At 73.3% G+C, this 19,484-nt stretch carries 17 protein-coding genes; 8 read left to right on the plus strand and 9 right to left on the minus strand.

All coding sequences use genetic code 11. The annotated features are described in order from the left end of the window. Positions 1-5: 5 nt before the first annotated feature. Positions 6-680: an MtrAB system response regulator MtrA gene (gene mtrA / locus OE229_RS13790; RefSeq protein ID WP_017888813.1), complete on the minus strand. Its 675-nt coding sequence runs from the start codon at positions 678-680 to the stop codon at positions 6-8. A gap of 149 nt (positions 681-829) precedes the next feature. On the opposite strand from mtrA, the gene OE229_RS13795 reads away from it, so the two are divergent. Genes OE229_RS13795 through OE229_RS13815 form a run of 5 tightly spaced genes read left to right on the plus strand, consistent with a single transcriptional unit; the run spans position 830 to position 6,408 of the window. After that, positions 830-2,164 carry a glycerophosphoryl diester phosphodiesterase membrane domain-containing protein gene (locus OE229_RS13795; RefSeq protein WP_262138504.1) on the plus strand — a complete coding sequence of 445 codons (1,335 nt, stop codon included), beginning with the start codon at positions 830-832 and terminating at the stop codon, positions 2,162-2,164. After that, the gene (locus OE229_RS13800; protein ID WP_262138506.1) at positions 2,161-2,802 is read left to right on the plus strand and encodes a DUF4129 domain-containing protein; all 642 of its coding nucleotides are present in this window, start codon (positions 2,161-2,163) and stop codon (positions 2,800-2,802) included. The genes OE229_RS13795 and OE229_RS13800 overlap by 4 nt, the downstream gene beginning before the upstream one ends. Beyond that, positions 2,799-4,043, plus strand: coding sequence for a DUF4350 domain-containing protein (locus OE229_RS13805; RefSeq protein ID WP_262138507.1), 1,245 nt, complete (start codon positions 2,799-2,801; stop codon positions 4,041-4,043). Before OE229_RS13800 ends, OE229_RS13805 begins: the two co-directional genes overlap by 4 nt. Before the next feature lie 5 nt (positions 4,044-4,048). Then, the gene (locus tag OE229_RS13810; RefSeq protein WP_371830606.1) at positions 4,049-5,056 is read left to right on the plus strand and encodes an AAA family ATPase; all 1,008 of its coding nucleotides are present in this window, start codon (positions 4,049-4,051) and stop codon (positions 5,054-5,056) included. Beyond that, complete coding sequence (locus OE229_RS13815) at positions 5,056-6,408, plus strand: DUF58 domain-containing protein (RefSeq protein WP_182065946.1); 1,353 nt, start codon at positions 5,056-5,058, stop codon at positions 6,406-6,408. Before OE229_RS13810 ends, OE229_RS13815 begins: the two co-directional genes overlap by 1 nt. Before the next feature lie 13 nt (positions 6,409-6,421). On the opposite strand, the gene OE229_RS13820 is transcribed toward OE229_RS13815, so the two are convergent. Beyond that, positions 6,422-7,420 carry a stage II sporulation protein M gene (locus OE229_RS13820; protein ID WP_262138508.1) on the minus strand — a complete coding sequence of 333 codons (999 nt, stop codon included), beginning with the start codon at positions 7,418-7,420 and terminating at the stop codon, positions 6,422-6,424. A gap of 42 nt (positions 7,421-7,462) precedes the next feature. Here OE229_RS13820 and OE229_RS13825 point away from each other — a divergent pair, with 42 nt between their 5' ends. Continuing rightward, entirely contained in the window at positions 7,463-8,332 is an 870-nt protein-coding gene (locus OE229_RS13825; RefSeq protein ID WP_262138510.1) for an RDD family protein, read from the plus strand. 142 nt (positions 8,333-8,474) lie between these two features. Here OE229_RS13825 and ahcY read toward each other — a convergent pair whose 3' ends face one another. Together ahcY and OE229_RS13835 are read right to left on the minus strand one after the other, a co-directional pair. Next, a complete protein-coding gene (gene ahcY, locus OE229_RS13830) occupies positions 8,475-9,953 on the minus strand; it encodes an adenosylhomocysteinase (protein WP_262138512.1) in 1,479 nt (492 codons plus the stop codon). A gap of 104 nt (positions 9,954-10,057) precedes the next feature. After that, positions 10,058-10,273, minus strand: coding sequence for a DUF3499 family protein (locus tag OE229_RS13835; RefSeq protein ID WP_111039893.1), 216 nt, complete (start codon positions 10,271-10,273; stop codon positions 10,058-10,060). 59 nt (positions 10,274-10,332) lie between these two features. On the opposite strand from OE229_RS13835, the gene OE229_RS13840 reads away from it, so the two are divergent. Then, positions 10,333-10,773, plus strand: coding sequence for a metallopeptidase family protein (locus OE229_RS13840; RefSeq protein WP_262138514.1), 441 nt, complete (start codon positions 10,333-10,335; stop codon positions 10,771-10,773). 43 nt (positions 10,774-10,816) lie between these two features. Here the strand turns inward: OE229_RS13840 and OE229_RS13845 are convergent, their stop codons facing one another. The 5 genes from OE229_RS13845 to manA form a co-directional block, all read right to left on the minus strand. Further along, the gene (locus OE229_RS13845) at positions 10,817-12,226 is read right to left on the minus strand and encodes a DUF5719 family protein (protein ID WP_182065951.1); all 1,410 of its coding nucleotides are present in this window, start codon (positions 12,224-12,226) and stop codon (positions 10,817-10,819) included. Further along, positions 12,223-15,060 (minus strand): glycosyltransferase, encoded by a 2,838-nt coding sequence (locus OE229_RS13850; protein ID WP_262138516.1) that lies wholly within the window; start codon positions 15,058-15,060, stop codon positions 12,223-12,225. Before OE229_RS13850 ends, OE229_RS13845 begins: the two co-directional genes overlap by 4 nt. A gap of 178 nt (positions 15,061-15,238) precedes the next feature. Beyond that, on the minus strand, positions 15,239-15,571 hold the full coding sequence (locus OE229_RS13855; protein WP_081827389.1) for a WhiB family transcriptional regulator: 333 nt from the start codon (positions 15,569-15,571) through the stop codon (positions 15,239-15,241). Positions 15,572-15,759: 188 nt separating this feature from the next. Then, positions 15,760-16,722, minus strand: a complete 963-nt coding sequence (galE, locus tag OE229_RS13860) for a UDP-glucose 4-epimerase GalE (RefSeq protein WP_182065953.1) — start codon at positions 16,720-16,722, stop codon at positions 15,760-15,762. A gap of 100 nt (positions 16,723-16,822) precedes the next feature. Further along, a complete protein-coding gene (manA, locus tag OE229_RS13865) occupies positions 16,823-18,031 on the minus strand; it encodes a mannose-6-phosphate isomerase, class I (RefSeq protein ID WP_259579310.1) in 1,209 nt (402 codons plus the stop codon). Positions 18,032-18,097: 66 nt separating this feature from the next. Between manA and OE229_RS13870 the strand changes: the two genes are divergently transcribed. Beyond that, the gene (locus OE229_RS13870; protein ID WP_182065955.1) at positions 18,098-19,477 is read left to right on the plus strand and encodes an O-antigen ligase family protein; all 1,380 of its coding nucleotides are present in this window, start codon (positions 18,098-18,100) and stop codon (positions 19,475-19,477) included. Positions 19,478-19,484 lie beyond the last annotated feature (7 nt).

Raw genomic sequence — 19,484 nt, forward strand, 5'->3', positions numbered from 1 at the left:
GGTGCTCAGGCTCCTCCGGCGCGGTACCCGACGCCGCGGACCGTGGTGACGGTCTTCGGGTTGTCCGGGTCGTGCTCGATCTTCGCGCGGAGCCGCTGCACGTGCACGTTCACCAGGCGTGTGTCCGCCTTGTAGTGGTAGCCCCAGACCTGCTCGAGCAGCATCTCGCGGGTGAACACCTGGTTCGGCTTCTCGGCGAGCGCCCGGAGCAGGTCGAACTCGAGCGGCGTGAGCGCGATCACGGTGTCGCCGCGGCGCACCTCGTGCCCGGCGACGTCGACCGTGACGTCGCCGACGTGCAGGACGGTCGCGTCGGACGCGCTCGGTCGCAGACGGGTCCGGATGCGGGCGACGAGCTCCTTCGGGTTGAAGGGCTTCACGACGTAGTCGTCGGCACCGTTCTCGAGCCCGAGGACGACGTCGGCGGTGTCGCTCTTCGCGGTGAGCATGATGATGGGCGTGCCGCTCTCGGCGCGGATGCGCTTGCACACCTCGATGCCGTCGATGCCGGGCAGCATGACGTCGAGCAGGACGAGGTCCGGCTTGGTGGCGTGGAACGCGTCGACGGCGTCGTTGCCGTCGGCGCTGAACTCGGGTTCGTACCCCTCGGAGCGGAGCACGATGCCGATCATCTCGGAGAGGGCCTGGTCGTCGTCGACGACGAGGATGCGCGGTGTCATGTGATCTGGACTCCGGGTGGCGTGCGGGTGCCGTGGTCGGCACGTGTCCCCACACGATAGCCGAGGCCCCGCCGCGCCGGGTTTTCCGCCAGGATGGGGGTGGACCGTGCATCGCTGGCACGGTCCGACACGACGAGGGGGCTGGAGTCATGTCCGATTGGCACACACCGGGCGGTGGGCAGCAGGGTGCGCCGACGCCGCCGGCGTCCGGACCGGCGCAGGGACCAGGACCCCTGCCTGGAGGCCCGCCCCGCTTCTCCGTGCCGCCGCAGCCCGCCCCGGGGCCGGGTCCGGGGCGACCGGGCGGCCCGTCCGGCGGCTCGCGTCCGGTGATCCCGCTGCGCCCGCTCGGCCTCGGGGACATCCTGGCCGGCGCCTTCACGGTCTTCCGCCGGAACGCCCGCGTCCTGCTGCTGTGGAGTGTGCTGTTGAGCGGTGTGCTCGGTCTGCTCTCGACGTTGGCCAGCACGTTCGGCCAGCAGGCGCTGCAGTCGCGGATGTTCTCGGCGCTCGACGGCGGCAGCGGTGCCGACTCGGTGGTCGCGGGCACCCTGACGCTCACGGCACTGCTCTCGGTCGTGCTGCCGTTCCTCGCCTACCTCGGTCGCGGGTTCCTGGTGGCGCCGGTCGCCGCGGACACCGGGCAGCGGGTGCTCGGCCGTCGCGCCACGTTCCGGGGGCTGTGGGCGCTGCTCGCCGGCCGCCGGTGGTCCGTCGTCGCGTGGATGCTCGTGCAGATCGGGGCCGGCGTGGTCCTCGCGATCCTGGCCGGACTCGTGTTCTTCGGGGTGTTCGCGGCCATGGGTGCCGCCGACTCCGGCACCGGGTGGTTCGTGCTGGCGCTCGTGCTGTTCGTGCTCGGCATCGGTGTCGTCGTCGTGTGGCTCGCCACGCGCTTCGTGCTCACCGTCCCGACCATCGCGCTCGAGGGCCGGCCGGTCTTCGCCGCAGCCGCACAGTCGTGGCGTCTGACACGCGGGGCCTTCTGGCGGACCTTCGGCATCCTGCTGCTCGTGCGGCTCGTGTTCGGGTTCGCGGCGTCCATCGCGTCGATCCCGCTCACCATCGGCGTCGTGCTCATCGGGGGCACCTTCGACCCCCTCGGCCAGACGGGAGGCACGTCGGGAGTCGGCACCGGTGCGGGCATCGCCATCGTCGTCGGCAGCCTGCTCGCGATCGCGGTGCAGTGCATCACCGACGTGCTGAGCGCGTCGATCACCACGTTCCTCGCCGTCGACCGGCGGATCCGCACCGAGGCCCTCGACCAGCGGATCGCGTCGCACCTGGACTCCGGGCAGCCGGCCGACCCGTTCGCGCCGTCCGCGCCCGTCGCGCGCCCGCCGTGGCCGCCGCAGCAGCAGTGGGGCGGTCAGCAGTGGCAGGCGCAGCAGTGGCAGGCGCAGCAGCAGCCGTGGCAGCCCGGTCAGCAGCAGCAGCCGTGGCAGCAGGGTCCGGGCCAGGCGCCGCCGGACGGCTCAGCGTGACGGCGGTCGACCCGGACGAGGCGCGTCGCCTGCTCGAGCGCGAACTCGACCGCGCCGCCTACGACGGTGCCCGGCCGACGTGGTGGGACCGTGCCTCGCGCTCCTTCCTCGACTGGCTCGGGTCGCTCCGTGCCGACGGCCTCGACTCGCCCGCTGCGGCACGCACCGCGCTCGTGATCGCGATCGTGGTGCTCGTCGCCGTCGTCGTGCTCGTCGTCGTCGCCCGCGGGCTTCCCCGCCGACGCGCCCGGGCCGGTGACGGCGACACCGGCGGGGTGTTCGACGCCGACGACCTGCGCTCCGCCCGGGAACTCCTCGAAGCGGCCCAGGCCGCCGTCCGTCGCGCCGACTGGTCGGCAGCGGTGCTCGACGGGTTCCGCGCGATCGCCAGAGGGCTCGGCGAACGCGACCTGGTGCCCGACGTGCCCGGAGCCACCGCGCGGACGATCGCCGCACGGGGCGCCGTGCCGTTCCCCGCGTCGGCGGGTGCGCTCGATGCGGCAGCGACCGCCTTCGACGCGGTGCGGTACCTCGGTGCCGAGGCCGACGAGGCCGCTGCCCTCCGCGTGCTCGACACCGAGCGCTCCGTCCGGCAGGCCCGGCCCGCCCGGGCCGACGGACCGGTGGTGCCGGCATGACGACCGACAACGCCACGCGGACGAGCGCCGGGCCGGCGCGGGCTCACGCTCCGGCTCCGGCCGAGGGACGCCGGTTCCGCGTCGGGTTCTGGGTCGCCATCGTCCTGGTCGGCGTCCTGCTCGCCGCCCTGACCGCCCTCGTGCAGGGCACCGACCCGGACGCACCGCGCGCACTCGACCCGACCTCGACGACGGCCAGTGGTTCGGCCGCCCTGGTCCGGGTGCTCGAGCAACGGGGCACCGCGGTCTCCGTCACCGACACCGTCGACGGCGTCGGCGGCATCGACGGCGGCACGGTGTTCATCGACGACGCGGACGGTGCGCTCGACCCGGCCGTCGCGGAACGCATCGCCCGCACGGCCCGGCACGTCGTGGTCGTGGGCACGAGCGGCGCCGGACTCGAGGCACTCGGACTCCGGGTCGACCCGGCGGTCCAGGTCGACGGTGACGCCACCGTCTCGACGGCCTCGTGCGGGATCCCGGCGGCGGCCTCGGCAGCCCGGGTCACCACCGCCGGCTCCGGGTACACCGTGCACGACGACGCCGCCGAACGGTGCACGCCGACGGGCGAGGGCGGCTCCCGGGTCTGGGGCCTCGTGCGCACCGCCACGCCCGGCGGCGACGTCACGCTGCTCGGCACCACCTCGGCGTTCCGGAACGACACGATCGCCACCGCCGGGAACGCCGCGCTCGCCCTCGGCCTGCTCGGCGCCGACGAGCGGCTCGTCTGGTACAACCCGGCCGTCGGCACCCCCGACGCCGCTCCGACCCTCGGCGAGCTCGCCCCGCCGTGGGTCCCGAGCGCGCTCGCTCTGCTCGCCCTCGTCGCCGTGGCGGCCGGCGTCTGGCGGGGCCGACGGCTCGGCCCCCTCGTCGTCGAACGGTTGCCCGTCGTCGTCCGTGCTGCCGAGACCACCGAGGGGCGCGCCCGGATGTACGCCCGCACCCGCGACCGCACCCACGCCCTCGACACCCTGCGCGTCGCCGCCGTCCGCCGCATCGGCAGGATGCTCGGTCTGCCCCGCTCGGCACACGTCGACGAGGTCGTCCGGACCGCGGCCCAGGCCACCGGCATCCCGCACACCCGTGTCGGAGCCCTGCTCGTCGGCGGGACCACCGACGACGACCGTGCGCTCGTCGACGGCACCGCCGCCCTCGACGACCTCGAACGCGCCGTCCGCCGGGCGACCTCCGGCGACCGACCGACCTCCGACCCCGACCGACCAGGAGCACGACCGTGACCGACCTGCCCCCTGCCACCACCGAACACACCGCACCGGAACACGACCCCACGTCCTCGGACGGTTCCGACCTGCGCGACGCGTTCGGCCGGGTCCGCACCGAGGTCGCCAAGGCCGTCGTCGGCCAGGAGGGCGCGGTCTCCGGCATGATCGTCGGACTCCTCGCACAGGGGCACGTGCTGCTCGAGGGCGTCCCCGGTGTCGCGAAGACCCTGCTCGTCCGCAGCCTCGCCGCCGCGATGACGCTCGACACGAAGCGCATCCAATTCACCCCGGACCTGATGCCCGGCGACGTCACCGGGTCGCTCGTCTACGACGCCTCGACCGGCACGTTCCCGTTCCGCGAGGGTCCCGTCTTCACGAACGTCCTGCTCGCCGACGAGGTCAACCGCACGCCGCCGAAGACCCAGTCGGCCCTGCTCGAGGCGATGGAGGAACGCCAGGTGAGCGTCGACGGCGACGCCCGGGCGCTGCCGGACCCCTTCTTCGTCGCCGCGACGATGAACCCGATCGAGTTCGAGGGCACGTACACGCTGCCCGAGGCGCAGCTCGACCGCTTCCTGATGAAGCTGACCCTCGACATCCCGCCGCGCGACGTCGAGTGGCAGGTGCTCCGACGCCACGCCGACGGATTCGTGCCGCGCGACGTCCGGTCGGCCGGCATCACCCCGGTGGTCGGCGTCGACGAGGTGGTCCGTGCGCAGCGTGCCGTCCGCGGTGTCGGGGCCCGCGACGACGTGCTCGCGTACATCGTCGACCTCGCCCGCGCCACCCGGCAGGCACCGTCCGTCCGCGTCGGCGTGAGCCCCCGCGGTGCGACGGCACTGCTCGCGGCCGCCAAGGCCTGGGCGTGGCTCACCGGCTACGACGCGATCACCCCGGACCACGTGCAGGCCATGGCCCTGCCGGTCTGGCGGCACCGCCTGCGGGTCGCCGCCGACGCGGAGCTCGAGGGCGTCGGCGCCGACGGCGTGCTCCAGCAGGTGCTCGAGCAGGTGCGGGTGCCGATCTAGTGGCGGTCTCCGGCCGGTTCGTCGCGCTCCTCGCCGTCGCCCTCGTGCCCACCGTGCTGCTCGGCAGTGGGTGGGCCGGTCTGGCGTGGGTCGGGGTGGTGCTGCTCGCCGCGGCGCTCGACGTCGTGCTCGCCGCCGACCTGCGACGGGTCCGCGTCGAGCGTCGGATGCCGCGGCTCGCTCGGCGCGACAGCACCGCGGACGGCACCCTCGTGCTCGCCAACGACGGCGCCCGGACGATCCGCGGTGTGGTCCGGGACATGTGGGAGCCGTCGGCCGGACACCGTCCCCGTCGGATCCGGATGACGGTCCCCGCCGGGGAACGTCGGACCGCCCGGATGCGGTTCACGCCGTTCCGTCGTGGTCGCCGCCGCACCACCGGGGTCGCCGTGCGGTCCTTCGGTCCCCTGGGCCTCGCCGCACGGCAGCGGGTCGTCGCGGCCCCGGGCGAACTGGTCGTGACGCCGCCGTTCCGCTCCCGGCGGCACCTGCCGTCACGGTTGGCACGTCTTCGTGAGCTCGACGGCGAGACCACGCTGCAGCTCCGCGGGCACGGCACCGAGTTCGACTCACTGCGCGACTACGTGCGCGGCGACGACGTGCGGTCGATCGACTGGCGCGCGACCGCGCGGCGGCAGGACCTCGTCGTCCGCACCTGGCGACCCGAACGCGACCGGCGCGTCGTCGTCGTGGTCGACGCGGGCCGGGCGGGTGCCGGCCGCGTCACCGACGAGCCCCGACTCGACACGTTCATCGAGTCGGCGCTGCTCCTCGGCGCCCTCGCGGCTGCCGCCGGTGACCGCGTCGACCTGGTGGTCCTCGACGACACGGCACACGACCGCGTGCACGGCGCCACCCGCGCCGACGTCGTGCAGCGCTTCGGCGAGGCCCTCGCGATGGCCGAACCCGGGCTCGCCGCGACCGACTGGGCATCCGTGCCCGCGCTCGTCGACTCGATCACGACCTCGCGCGCCATGGTCGTCCTCGCCTCGAGCCTCGACTCCGTCGGTGCCTCGGGCGACCTGCTCGCCGTGCTCCCCCGGCTGTCCCGGCGGCACGCGGTCGTCGTGACGAGCATCGAGGACCCGGCCGTCCAGCGGATGGCGCGCGGCGGGGTGGACCCGACCACGGCGATCCGCACCGCGCGCGGCGGACGGGTGCCGGGCCTCCCCACCGGCGCGGAGCGCGACGTCTACCGACGCGCGGCCGCCGAGCGCACCCTGCTGGACGCGGACGGTGCGGCCGACGTCGCACGGCGCTCCGGCGCCGAGGTCGTGCGCGGCGCACCGGCGGACGTCCCGCCGCTCGTCGCGGACGCCTACATCCGTGCGAAGGCCACCGGCCGGCTCTGAACCGGGACGGACGTCAGCCGGCCACCAGGGCGGTGGAGCCGCGCTCGAACTCCTCGAGGTCGCCGCGCTCCCCCGCTCGGTACGCGCGGCCGCCGAGCACCCACTGGTAGGCGAGCACCGCGACGAGGGCGACCGTGCCGATGCCGATCTTGATCGGCCACGGCCAGTCCTGCCGCGTCACCACGCCCTCGACGATGCCGGACAGCAGCAGGGTCAGGGTCAGGCCGATCGCGATGGTGATGAGGGCCCGGCCGTCCTCGGCGAGGGCCTGGGCACGCGTGCGTCCAGGCCCCGGTGCCACCCACGACCAGAAGATCATCAGCCCCGCACCGCCCGCGAGGAACACCGAGTAGAGCTCGAGCTGTCCGTGCGGGGAGATGTAGAGGAAGAAGTCGGCCAGGCGGCCCTGGGAGTGCATGATCGCCGCGGAGACCCCGAGGCTGACGGCGTTCTGCATGATCGAGAACGGCACGAAGAGCCCGGTGATGCCGAACGCCACCATCGTGGCCGCGATGTAGGCGTTGTTCGTCCAGACCTGCGCGGTGAAGGCCCCGAGGCCTCGGTCGGAGTAGTAGTCGACGAAGTCCTGCGTGGCGTACCGGCGCAGGGCCTCGTCGCTGCCGAACGTCGCCGTCGCACCGGGGGTGGTGGTGATCCAGACGGCGACGATCGCCGCGATCGCCACCGTCGCGAGCGCGACCCAGATGGTCACCCAGCGGATCCGGTAGAGCGCGGCGGGCAGCTGCCGCGTGAAGAACAGGGCGACCGCGGTCAGCGGGTCGACGGGGGTGCCGGTGAAGCGCAGGCGGGCGCGGAACAGCGTGAGCGAGAGCCGGTCGCCGGTCACGGTGCGCGGTGCGGCGCCCCGGATGCGGGCGAGGTCGGTCGCGGCCTCCTGGTAGCCGGCGACGAGCCGGTCGACGTCCGTGCCGGACCGGTGACGGGCACGCGCCAGACGGTCGAGTTCCTGCCACCGGTCACGGTGCACCTCGGCGTAGGCATCCAGGTCCACGTGTTCCCCCTCAGATCGCGCGATCTCCGACAGAATGATCCCATGCCGAAGCCCCGCACGCCGCGTGACCTCGCCGACGCCCGGTTCTCGCGCGACCTCGACGAGACCGCCGACGAGCTGGTGGTCGGCGAGGGCGTCGCGCTCGACGTCCAACCCGCCGGACTCGTGCTGCGGCTCGCGGCCGCCCTGCTGGACGGCCTGTGCGTCCTCGTCCTGTTCGTGCTCGCGCTGTTCGGCGTCTCGCGGCTCTGGCCGAGGGGACTCGAACCGGCCTGGGGCGCGGCGCTCGGCATCGCGCTGCTCGTCGTCGTGCTCGTGCTGGTGCCCGCGGCGGTCGAGACCGTGACGAAGGGGCGGAGCGTCGGACGGTTCGCCACCGGCACCCGCGTCGTCCGGCTCGACGGCGGTGCGATCGGCTTCCGGCACGCCTTCACCCGGTCGCTCGTCGGCCTGTTCGAGCTCTGGATGACCTTCGGGTCGGTCGCCCTGCTCGTCGCACTGTTCGGCAGTCGGCCTCGGCGCCTCGGGGACCTGCTCGCCGGCACGATCGTGCAGCACGAACGCCTGCCGAAGCAGCGGGACCCCGAGGTGCTGCTGCCCCCGGAGTTGACGGCGTGGGCCGGCGTCGCGGACGTGTCGGCGCTGCCGCAGCGGTTGGAGAACCGCCTGGGTGCGTTCTTCCGCGGGGCGGCACTGATGCGCCCCGAACTGCGCGAGGCGGCGGCGCAGACCCTGGCGGCCGAGGTGTCCGCGTTCGCGAACCCCGTGCCGCCCGTGCCGCCCGAGGTGTTCCTGGCCGGGGTCGTCGTGCTGCGGCGTCGACGGGACGTGCGGGCGCTGGGGGCCCGAGCCGAGCTGCTGTCCCGGGCCGGGGCGACCGCGGCGGCGTCCCCGCCGGGGTTCCCGCGCTGACGCGCACCGCGGCGCGGCGCTGGGACTGCTCGCACGACACCGGTGTTCGCACTCCGAACACCCGCGTGCGGGGGGTGCAACGTGCGAACACCGGTGTTCGGCGGAAGCGGAAGCGGAAGCGACAGCGGCAGCCCCGCTCCGCTCAGTAGCGGTAGTGGTCCGGCTTGAAGGGTCCCTCGACGGCGACACCGATGTACGCAGCCTGCTCCGGACGCAGCAACGTCAGCTGCACCCCGAGGGCATCGAGGTGCAGCCGTGCGACCTTCTCGTCCAGGTGCTTCGGGAGCACGTACACGCCGGTCGGGTACTCCTCGCGCCGGGTGTGCAGCTCGATCTGCGCGAGCACCTGGTTCGTGAACGAGTTGCTCATGACGAACGACGGGTGCCCGGTCGCGTTGCCGAGGTTCATGAGCCGACCCTCGGACAGCACCAGGATCGATCGCCCGGTCGGCAGCCGCCACTCGTGCACCTGCGGCTTGATCTCGACCTTCGAGACGCCGGGCAGCGCCTCGAGCCCCGCCATGTCGATCTCGTTGTCGAAGTGCCCCACGTTCGCCACGATGGCCAGGTGCTTCAGCCCGAGCATCTCGTCGACCCCGACGACGCCCAGGTTGCCGGTGCACGTGATGACCATGTCGACGGTGTCGACGACGTCCGCCAGGCGCGCGACCTGGTAGCCGTCCATCGCCGCCTGCAGCGCGCAGATCGGGTCGACCTCGCTGACGATGACCCGGGCGCCCTGCCCGCGGAGCGCCTCGGCCGCACCCTTGCCGACGTCGCCGTAGCCGACGACGAAGGCGACCTTGCCGCCGATGAGCACGTCGGTGGCGCGGTTCAGGCCGTCGGGCAGCGAGTGCCGGATGCCGTACTTGTTGTCGAACTTCGACTTCGTCACGGAGTCGTTGACGTTGATCGCCGGGAACTTCAGCTCGCCGTTCCGGAACAGCTCGTACAGGCGGTGCACGCCCGTGGTGGTCTCCTCGGTGACGCCCTGGACGTCAGCGGCGATGCGGGTCCAGCGGTCCGACGAGGTCTCGAGCGACCGCGCGACGGTGTCGAGCACGATCTTCCACTCGGTGCTGGCGTCCGGTTCGGCCACCGGAGCGGCACCGGCCGCCTCGGCGTCGGCACCGGTGTGCACGAGCATCGTGGCGTCACCGCCGTCGTCGAGGATCAGGTTCGGCCCGGTCCAGCCGGCACCCGCGGCGGCTGCCTCGTCGCTCCAGTCGAAGATGCGGCTGGTGCACCACCAGTACTCCTCGAGCGTCTCGCCCTTCCACGCGAACACCGGCACGCCGGCGGGGGCGTCCGGGGTGCCGGTCGGCCCGACGGCGACGGCGGCCGCGGCCTCGTCCTGGGTGGAGAAGATGTTGCAGCTGGCCCAGCGCACCTGCGCGCCGAGGGCGACGAGCGTCTCGATGAGCACCGCGGTCTGCACCGTCATGTGCAGGGACCCGGCGATGCGCGCGCCGGCGAGTGGCTGCGACGCGGCGAACTCGTCACGCAGGGACATCAGGCCCGGCATCTCGTTCTCGGCGAGGCGGATCTGGTGCCGGCCCGCTTCGGCGAGGGAGAGGTCGGCGACACGGAACGCAGCAGCGGTGCGGGTTTCGGTGGGCATGCCCACCAGTCTTCCATGCCGGGAGGCGCGGATCACCAGCAGATCCCGGTCACGTCCCACGGGCCTCCGGTCCGACCACCGCGGCACGTCGCGGACGCGAGCCGTCAGTCGGCGTCGCGCGGCAGCGGCTCGCGCCGCACCACCTGCCAGCCGCGCGGGACGCGCAGGGCGGCAGCGTGCCGGGCGCAGAGGTCGTAGCCGTGCGGCTCGACCCGGGTCGACAGCGGCCCGACGACGACCATGGAGTCGCCGTAGTCGTACGTCAGGGTCGACGAAGCACTGTTGGCACACGCCACCTTGCTGCAGATCCGCACGTCCATCTCGACAGGGAGCCTAGCGGAGCGTCCGGCGCGTACCCGTCCCCGCGTACGATGTGGGGATGCGTCGGAAGCCTCGCCTCGTCACCCCGGTCGACCGCGCTCGGGGGCGCTCCCGGCACGGCCGCGGTGGGCGTTCGAGCGTGACCGGGCCCGAGCTCGCCCCGATCATCACCCGTGCCGAGGCGTTCGACCGGATCGTCGGCGACAGCGCGCACTACCTGCTCGGTCTCTGGCCCGAGGAGCTCTCCGGCGTCGTCTTCCAGGTGGCGGACATGCCCAGCGACACCTCGCTGCCGGAGGAGATGCCACGCTGGCGGATCGACCGCGACAGCCGCCGCGTGACCGTCTTCCGGATCCCCGTCGAACGGGTGAACCGGAGCCCCGAGAAGGACGACTCGGACCGCCGCATCATCATCGAGACCGCGGTGTTCCGCGCGGTCGGCGAGCTGATCGGCAAGGACCCGTGGGACCTGGCACCGGACCGCTACCGCCACTGGTGAGCCGCCCGCGCCGGTCCGACCGCGCCGGCCGTCGTGCCCGGCGTCAGGGGTAGACGCGGACCGGGGTGGAGACGTCGGTCGCCGGCCGCACCGGGAACCCGGCGATGCCGTCGGCCCCTCGGTAGGTCACGCCCGCGACGATGCCCTCCGTGCCGGTCAGCGTGAGCTGCTTCGCGGTCTGCACCGGGAGCGTCACGGTCGCACCGGAGAGGATCTCCAGCGTCCGACGCTCGTCGCCCGACCGCACCGTGACGGAGCGGTCCTGACGGGTGGGGTTCACGAAGTTCAGGCGCACGCCCTCACCCGGGGCGATGGCGGTGATCGTCCGGTCCCCCAGCGGCTCGGCCGAGGCGAACCACCCGAGGTCGGTGCCGCTGCTGGCACCGTCGGTCGGCGTCGTGGTGCGTGCACCGGTGACGACCGGCTCGGTCGAGGTGACGGTGAACGAGTACCGGCCGTCCGGGAAGTCGTCGAGCGCGACGTCGGTGACGACCCCGGGCTCGGCGGTGGCGTTGACGGTCGTGCCGCCGCCGTCGGCCGTGCTGATGCCGAGGGTGACGCGGGCCGACTTCGTGCCGGGGACGAACAGCCGGACGATCGGCGCCGCGTCGGCCGTGTCGTCCCCGCGCTGGGCGGCCTGCGCGTCGGCGAGGGCGACGGCGGGGATGACCTGCGAGCGGGACGGGGCGGCCCCACCGGAGACGATGTCGTAGCCGCCCGGGGTGAGGGTGCGGACGACGGACTCCTGCATGTGCGCGACGATCTGACCGCCGGACGACGTGACGTGCACGACGGTGGAGGCGGCGTCGGACACGAAGCCCGACAGCGGGACGACCTTCTGCGTGTTCGGCGCGACGACGATGCCGGTGGTCCCGGGCGCGCTGACCGTCCCCGAGCCGTCGAAGATCGTCAGGTCGACCGTGGCGTTCACGTCGGTCGGGTTCGAGAGCGTGACGAGGCTCGTCCGACCGGTCTCCGTCGAGCCGCCGACGAGCCACGTGGACTGGGTCGGGTCGTCGCACGAGGCAGCGCCCGCCCCCACCAGGTCGCCGCTCGAGACGCTCTGGAAGCTGCTGCCCGCGACCTGCGGCGTCGTCTCGCCAGCGGGGGCCGTCAGGAGCCGGGGGTCGCTGCCGCCGGTGGTGGAGGGGTCGAGCGAGGACCGCTCGACCGTCGAACCGGTCGTCGCCGTCGCGACGGTCGCGGTACCGACGGTGCTCGCCTGCGTCGCGTCGTTGCCGGCGTCGTCGGACAACCGCAGCGCACTGCCGGCGCAGACGCGCTCGGCGGCCGCGGGGACCGGCGTCACGGTGCGCCCGGCCGGTCGACCCGGTTCGGACTCGGTGCCGATGGCGTGAGCCGCGGTGACGGCACCCGCGGCGACGACGACGGCGACGGCCGTGGCGGTGCCGCGGACGATCCAGCGCCGGACCGAGGACGGGTTGGTGCTCATTCGTCGCGCTCCTCGTCGAAGGTGGTGGCGGGTTCCTCGGCCTCGATGACGTTCGAGGTGGCACGGCGGCGGCGCGGGGCCGTCGGGACCGCGAGCAGGGCCGCGGCGCCGAAGACCACGCCGAGCACGACGAGGTACAGCACGTGGGTGGCCTGGGTCGCCGCGGAGCCGGAACGGGTGCGGTCGACCTCGCCCTCGTAGTGGAACAGCTGCCCGTTGGTGGTCTCGCCGATGCTCGTGAAGAGCGCGTTCTGGCCGATCGCACCGGCGGCCCGGTCGTGCACCGTCTGCGCCTCGGGGTCGTCACCGGCGTCGTCGATGAGCACGAAGCTCACGCCGAGCTCGCGGAGCGCCGGCCGGGGGTCGTACCCGCTGCGGCTCGCCAGGTTGCCGGCGAGCGTGGTCAGCCGGGCGCCGGACTCGCTCAGCCGGAGTGCGGTCGCGTCGAGCGTCGACTGGTCGTCCAGGGTGGACCCCTGCCCGCGCTCGAGCGTGACGGCGAGCGAACCGTCGTCCTGCGGGACGACCACGAGCGTGCCGACGTCGGGGTTCGCCTGGGCCTCGGCGTTGACGTACGCGCTGAGCACCCGGCCGGTGGTCGGCTCGATCGTGGCGGTGCCGAGGTAGAACGCCGCGAAGGCCGGAGCCACGGCCACGCCGGCGAGCACGGTCGCGACGAGCCCGGTGACCGGAGCGGCCTTCGGCAGCACGTCGATGCCGATGCAGGCCGCGACCACGAGGGCGAGCCAGTACACGGACAGACCGCTGCCGGGCCAGACGATGGTGGTGGTCGAACCGACACCGGTGACCGTGACGTGGGTGGCGGCGAAGGCCGTGGCGAAGCCGAGGAGCGCGATGACGAGTGCCGAGCCCGCGACCGCCCAACGGTGGCCGAGCATCGCCCCGATCGCGGCGGCGGCCACGGGGAGCGCGAGGACGGCCATCACGATCGGCAGGACCATCGCGACCAGCGCGAGTCCGGACGTCGCGGGGAGCCAGCCGCTCCAGTCGGGCAGGGGCTGCCCGATGGCCAGCTGGAGCGCGGACGGCGCCCGGGTCGCGGACGGCGCGCCCGGGTCGGCGAACACCGCGAGCAGGTTGCCGCGTGCCGCCTGCGCCAGGATCAGCGGCAGGAAGAGCACCGCGGTCGGCACCGGGATGAACAGACGACGGTGGGCACGGCGCCAGCCGACCAGGAGCGCCACGAGCCAGCCGACCAGCAGGACCGGCAACAGTGACGGTGCCGAGGCGGCGACGACGGCGAACAGGAGCGACGCACCAGAGGCCCAGGCCCACGAGCGGTGCGCCTCGAGCACGGCGACGAACAGCCACGGCAGCACCAGGTGCGCGATCACGGCGCCGAGGTGTCCGGTCGTCACCGCGCCGACGAGCGACGGGGCGATCGCGTACAGCGACGCACCGATGACCGGCGCCCAGGTGCGGGTCGTGACCTTGCGGACCGCGAACCAGGCGCCCAGTGCGGACAACGGGAACGCGACGAGCATGACGAGCACGACCGCGGTGGAGGGCGACCAGAACACGATCGAGCCGAGCACGGCGAGCACCGCGGCGAAGGGGTCGGACGGGCCGGTGAAGCCCGTGCCGAGCGAGTGGAAGCCGTACCCGACGTTCTGCCAGAGCTGTCCCGGGGTCGCGGAGAGCGGCAGGAGTCCCCCGCCGGTCAGGGCCGGCGACCCGAGCAGCGGGTAGAGCGTCACGACGCTGAGGACCGCGGCGGCCAGGACCACCCAGATGCCGCCGTCGCTCAGGAACGACGCCCGGGCGATCGGGGCGTCCTCCGCCCGGGCGAGTTCGACGTCCCGCGAGGTGGTGCGGTGTTCGTGCACACGACGCCAGCTCACGCGGAGCGGTTCGACCGCCGCCCAGCCGAGCTTCTTCGTGCGGGCGAGGTTCTTGCGCGCGCGCCCCGTGCCACCACCGAACGCGACGGCGAACGCGGCGGAGAGCTCGGGGACCACGGCGGCGGGGTGCTTCGCGACGAGGTGACCGAGCGCGCGGCCGATCGCGAACGGCACGAGCGTGAGCCAGTGCAGCCAGACCAGCGCGGCGGGCGCGTACGTCATCCGACGGTGCAGCTGCGCCTGCCGGTGCATCCGGACGCGCCGCGCCTCGGACACGCGCTTGCGACCGAACTCCTCGATCGGTCCCGCGCTGGTGACCCTGGCCTCCGGCACGAGGGCGACGCGGTGCCCGGCGAGGCGGACCCGCACCGAGAAGTCGAGGGCCGCGTCGACGTCCGGCAGCGCCGGGTCGAAGCCGCCGAGCTCGTTCCAGACCGAGCGACGCACGAGCATGCCGCCCGCGGCGACACCGAGCACGTCGGTGTTGCGGTCGTGCTGGCCCTGGTCGAGTTCGTCCTGCACCAGCACGATCGACCGGCCGAAACGGGTCATGCTCTCGCCGAAGTCGCGGATGACCGAGGGATCGTCGTCGGCGACGAGCTTCGGACCGGCGACGACGACCGACGGCGCGATCTCGACGGCGGACAGCAGGTCGGCGAGCGCGGTTGGTGCCGGCGCATTGTCGTGGCCGAGGATCCACAGCCACTCGTCGACCGGCTCGTCGGTCGCCGCTGGTGGCGCGCTGCGTTCGCCCTGTCGGACGGCGTCACCGAACGCGGTGCCGGCGGGCAGCCGGACGAGCTGGGCAGACCCGCCGAAGGACAGTTCGGCGGTCGATCCGTCGGTCGTGCCGACGTCGACGACCACCAGATTCTCGGGGTGGCGGGTCTGGGCGGCGAGCGCGTCCAGGGTCCGGTCGAGGTGGGCCGCCCCGTTGGCGGCGACGAGGATCGCGGTGACTCTGGGCTGCATGACGGGCGTCACTCTACGGTCTGGAGGCGCGGTGTCGGCTGCGGACGGCGGCGCGCCGTGAACCTTTGGATGCGCTCACTGCACGGTGCGGGACGGGCGGAGGTGGCCGCCTTCCGGCGCCTTCGTCGCAGGCTCCTCAGGGGCGCAGTCGCACGGCGCTGGCGCGCCGAGAACGCTCCTACGCCCGTTTCCGCAGCTTGCGGCGTTCGCGCTCGGAGAGGCCGCCCCAGATGCCGAAACGTTCGTCGTTCTCGAGCGCGTACTCGAGGCACTGCGCCCGGACCTCGCACGAGGTGCAGATCTTCTTCGCCTCGCGCGTGGAGCCGCCCTTCTCGGGGAAGAACGCCTCGGGGTCGGTCTGCGCGCAGAGCGAGTCGACCTGCCAGGCGAGCGGGTTCTCCTCGTCGTCGGTCTCCGGACGTCGGACTCCCGGGACGCCGAGCGCCACGGGATCGACGTGCCAGTCCTCCGGAACTCCGGCGTGGAACTCGGAACCGTTCACCCTGATCACCCCTGCCGCCTCGACAACGAACCCCAACTCTTGCGGCCGTTGCCTGTAATTACAGCGGTGTCATTCGCCTGAGTCAAGTCGCGGATCATAGAAGGCACTGACCGCTCCAGCGTGTCATGTCCCCCGTTTGGGCGTGTCGGACCGCTCGGGTGGGCGTTCCGGGGGACAACTGACTCGTCCTCAGGCGCTCAGGAGGCGCTGCGACGGGCCTCCCAGGCGCTCGACACCATCTCGTCCAGGGAGTGCCGCATGGCCCACTCGAGGTCACGGGCGGCGGCTTCGCCGGTCGCGACGATGCGGGCCGGGTCGCCGGGGCGTCGCGGCGCGATCTCGGGCTCGAAGGCGATCCCGGTGCCCGCCGCCATGGCGTCCATGATCTGCCGGACGCTCACGCCGTCGCCACTGCCGAGGTTGTAGGCGCGCTCGAGCGGGTCCCCCGCCTCGAGCTTCCGCGCGGCCACCGCGTGCGAGTGCGCCAGGTCGGCCACGTGCACGTAGTCGCGCACGCAGGTGCCGTCCGGGGTGGCGTAGTCGTCGCCGTTGATCCGCGGCGTCCGGCCGGCGAGCAGCGCGTCGAAGACCAACGGGAACAGGTTGTGCGGGCTGGCGTCGTACAGGTCGGGCTCCCCCGAGCCGACGACGTTGAAGTACCGGAGCGACGTGGTGGTGAAGCCCGCGGCGACCTCCATGTCGCGCAGCAGCCACTCGCCGATGAGCTTCGACTCGCCGTAGGGCGACTCCGGGTTCTTCGGGGTGGACTCGACCACGGTCTCGACGTCCGGCGTGCCGTAGACCGCCGCGCTCGACGAGAAGACCGCCTTGGTGACGCCGGTCTCGGCCATGGCGCGCAGCAGGGTCGCCATGCCGGTGACGTTCTGCTCGTAGGTGTGCAGCGGGCGCTCGACCGAGACGCCGGCGTACTTGAACCCCGCGACGTGCACCACGCCGGTGACCTCGTGCTCGCGCAGGGTGCGTGCGACGAGCTCACCGTCGAGGATCGTGCCCTCGACGAACGGCACGTCGTCCGGGACGAACGCGCGGAAACCGCTCGACAGGTCATCGAACGCGACCGTGTCGATGCCGGCCGAGCGCAGGGCGCGGACGACGTGGGACCCGATGTACCCGGCACCGCCGGTGACCAACCAACTCATGCTCGCCACGCTAGCGGACGTCGGCGACGCCCCGGTGGCGGTGTGCGGCTCCACGCCACGGCGTGCGCGCCCGCGCCGGCCTCGGCGCCGGTCCGCTCCCCTAGGCGCCGGTGGCGATGAACACGGTCGACGTGATGCCGCCGGAGGAGTCCGCCTCGACCGTCACGTCGCCCTCGTCCGGCGTGATGAAGCACGACTCGCCCTTGCGGAGCAGGGTCGCCGAGTGCGCGCCGACGAGCGTGACGACGCCCTCGGTGCAGATCGCGATCGACGGCCCGTCGAGCGGAGCGAGCCCGCCCGTGCTCAGTCCCACCGGGCGGCCGTCGCCGTCCACCCGCAGCAGTGCGAAGCCGACGCCGTCCGGCGCGAACCGGTCGACGCCCGGGGCGATGCGCTCGGGCTCGAGGACCGGGGCCGGGTACGCGGAGAAGTCGAGCACCCGCAGGAGCTCCGGCACGTCGACGTGCTTCGGCGTGAGCCCGCCGCGCAGCACGTTGTCCGACGGCGCCATCAGCTCGATGCCGAGTCCGTCGAGGTAGGCGTGGATGTTGCCGGCGGGCAGGTACATCGCCTGCCCCGCGGCGAGCGTCACCCGGTGCATGAGCAGGGAGACGACGATGCCGGGGTCGCCGGGCCAGCTGGTGGCCAGGTCGCGGACGGTCGCCGTGTTCGGGGTGAGCAGGTCGTCGTCGAGCGAGACGGCCAGGTCGCTCGCGGCCTGCACCACGGCGAGCGCGGACTCGTCGGCCGTCTCGAGCCAGCGGACGGTGTCCTCGAGCCCGTGCAGCAGGTGCACTTCCAGCGGACCGAGCCGTCCGGTGCCGGCGTCGAGCACGCGCACCTCGGCCAGGGTCTCCTCGACGGGGCGGAAGCCGCTCAGCGCCTCGAACCGTTCGCTCAGCGCGACGACGAGCTCGGGCTTCGGGAACGGGTCCTTGTAGTTGCGGGCCGGGTCGTCGAGCGCGATCCCGTCGCACTCCTCGCGAGCGAACCCTTCCTCAGCCTGCTCCGGGGTGGGGTGCGCCTGCAGCGACAGCGGTGCTGCCGCCGCGAGCACCTTGAGCAGGAAGGGCAGGCCGGTGCGGTCCGGACCGAGTGCGGTCTCCGGCTCGTCGGCGATCCAGTCGCGGAGTGTGTCGGCCCCGCCGACCATGGCCGGGTTGACGACGACACTGGGGCTGCCGGCGTGGGCGCCGAGCCAGAGCTCCGCCTGCGGGGCACCCGTGACGGTGCGGCCGAGGAGCTCCGGGATCGCGGTGACCGAACCCCAGGCGTAGTCGCGGGGGGTGTTCGTGATGCCGAGGAACATGGGCCAGAGCCTACCGGCGCTGCCGAGGGAGTCCTGCGGACGGCGACCGGCCGGTAGCCTGGCGTCGTGACGAACACCTGGCCACTGGCGCGCGGGACCGTACCGGAGCGCGAGGCGTTCGCCTTCGGGGCGACGACCCTGTTCGTGCTGTTCGCGGGCGACGCCGTGCCGAACACCCTGACCTGGGTCGGGGCCGGCGTCCTCTGGGCCCTCGTCGCGGCGTGGGGCATCACGATCCTGGTCCGGGCGAAGCCGCCGCTCGTCCGCACCCCCTGGGCGCTCTGGGCGTTCCTCGGCTGGTGCCTGGTGACCCTGGTCTGGTCGCACTGGCGGTTCGCGACGATCTCGAGCCTGACCGTGCAGGTGATCTGCGCAGCCGTGGCGTTCACGATCGCGTCGACCCTGACGTGGCGCCGGATCACCGATGCCCTGAGCCTCGCGCTCCGCTGGGTCCTCGTGCTCTCGCTCCTGTTCGAGGCCGCCGTCGCGGTGTTCGTCCGGCACCCGATCGCCCCGATCTGGACGGACTACGGCGACCGCGACGTCCCCGACGCGTTCTACTTCTCGCGCGCCGAGCTCTTCACCGGTGGCCGGATCCAGGGGCTGCCCGGCAACGCCAACCTGCTCGCCATGGTGGCCCTGCTGGTCGCCATCGTGGTCGCCGTGCAGTTCGCCGAGGGCCGGATCCGCCGGAACCAGGCGATCGGCTGGCTCGTCGTCGCGGCGCTCGGCTTCGTCCTCACCCGCTCGTCAACGGTCATCGCCGCCGCGCTCGTGGTCGCCGTGGTCGCGCTGGCCGCCGTCTGGATGCGCCGTGTGCCGACGGAGCGCCGAACCCCGCGCTACCTGCTGCTCGCGGTGGGTGCCGTCATCGTCGCCGTCGCCGCGTTCGTGCTGCGCGGCCCGGTGTCCGAGCTGCTCGGCAAGGGCTCGGACGCCACCGGGCGCGGGGAGATCTGGGCCAAGGTGCTCGGCCTGATCGACCAGCACCCCGTGGGCGGCTGGGGCTGGATCGGGTACTGGTGGCCGGGCATCCCGACCCTCGCCGACCTGGCGCAGCGCAAGGGCGTCACCTACCTGCAGGCACACGACGCCTACCTGGACGTCTGGATGCAGACCGGCGTCATCGGCCTGGTGCTCTTCGCGATCTACGTGGTCACGACGCTGTCCCGCTCGTGGGCCTGCGCGACCCGCATCGGGTACGACGCAGCGCTGCGTCCGCGGGCGTTCGACCCGGTGTCGCTCCTGCCGCTCCTGGTCGTCGTCGCCCTGCTCGTGCAGTCCGTCGCCGAGTCCCGCCTGCTCTACCAGGGGAACTGGGTGCTCTTCGCCCTGCTCGCCATCAAGACGCGCATCGTGCTGACCGGCGAGGAACCGGTCTCCACCGGCGACGGTCCGCGCACGCCGCCCGCCAAGCGGGAGTTCCGCTGGGCAGGCACGCGCTGACCCGGAC

Source organism: Curtobacterium poinsettiae (genome assembly GCF_025677645.1).
GTDB classification, from domain to species: Bacteria; Actinomycetota; Actinomycetes; order Actinomycetales; family Microbacteriaceae; genus Curtobacterium; species Curtobacterium poinsettiae_A.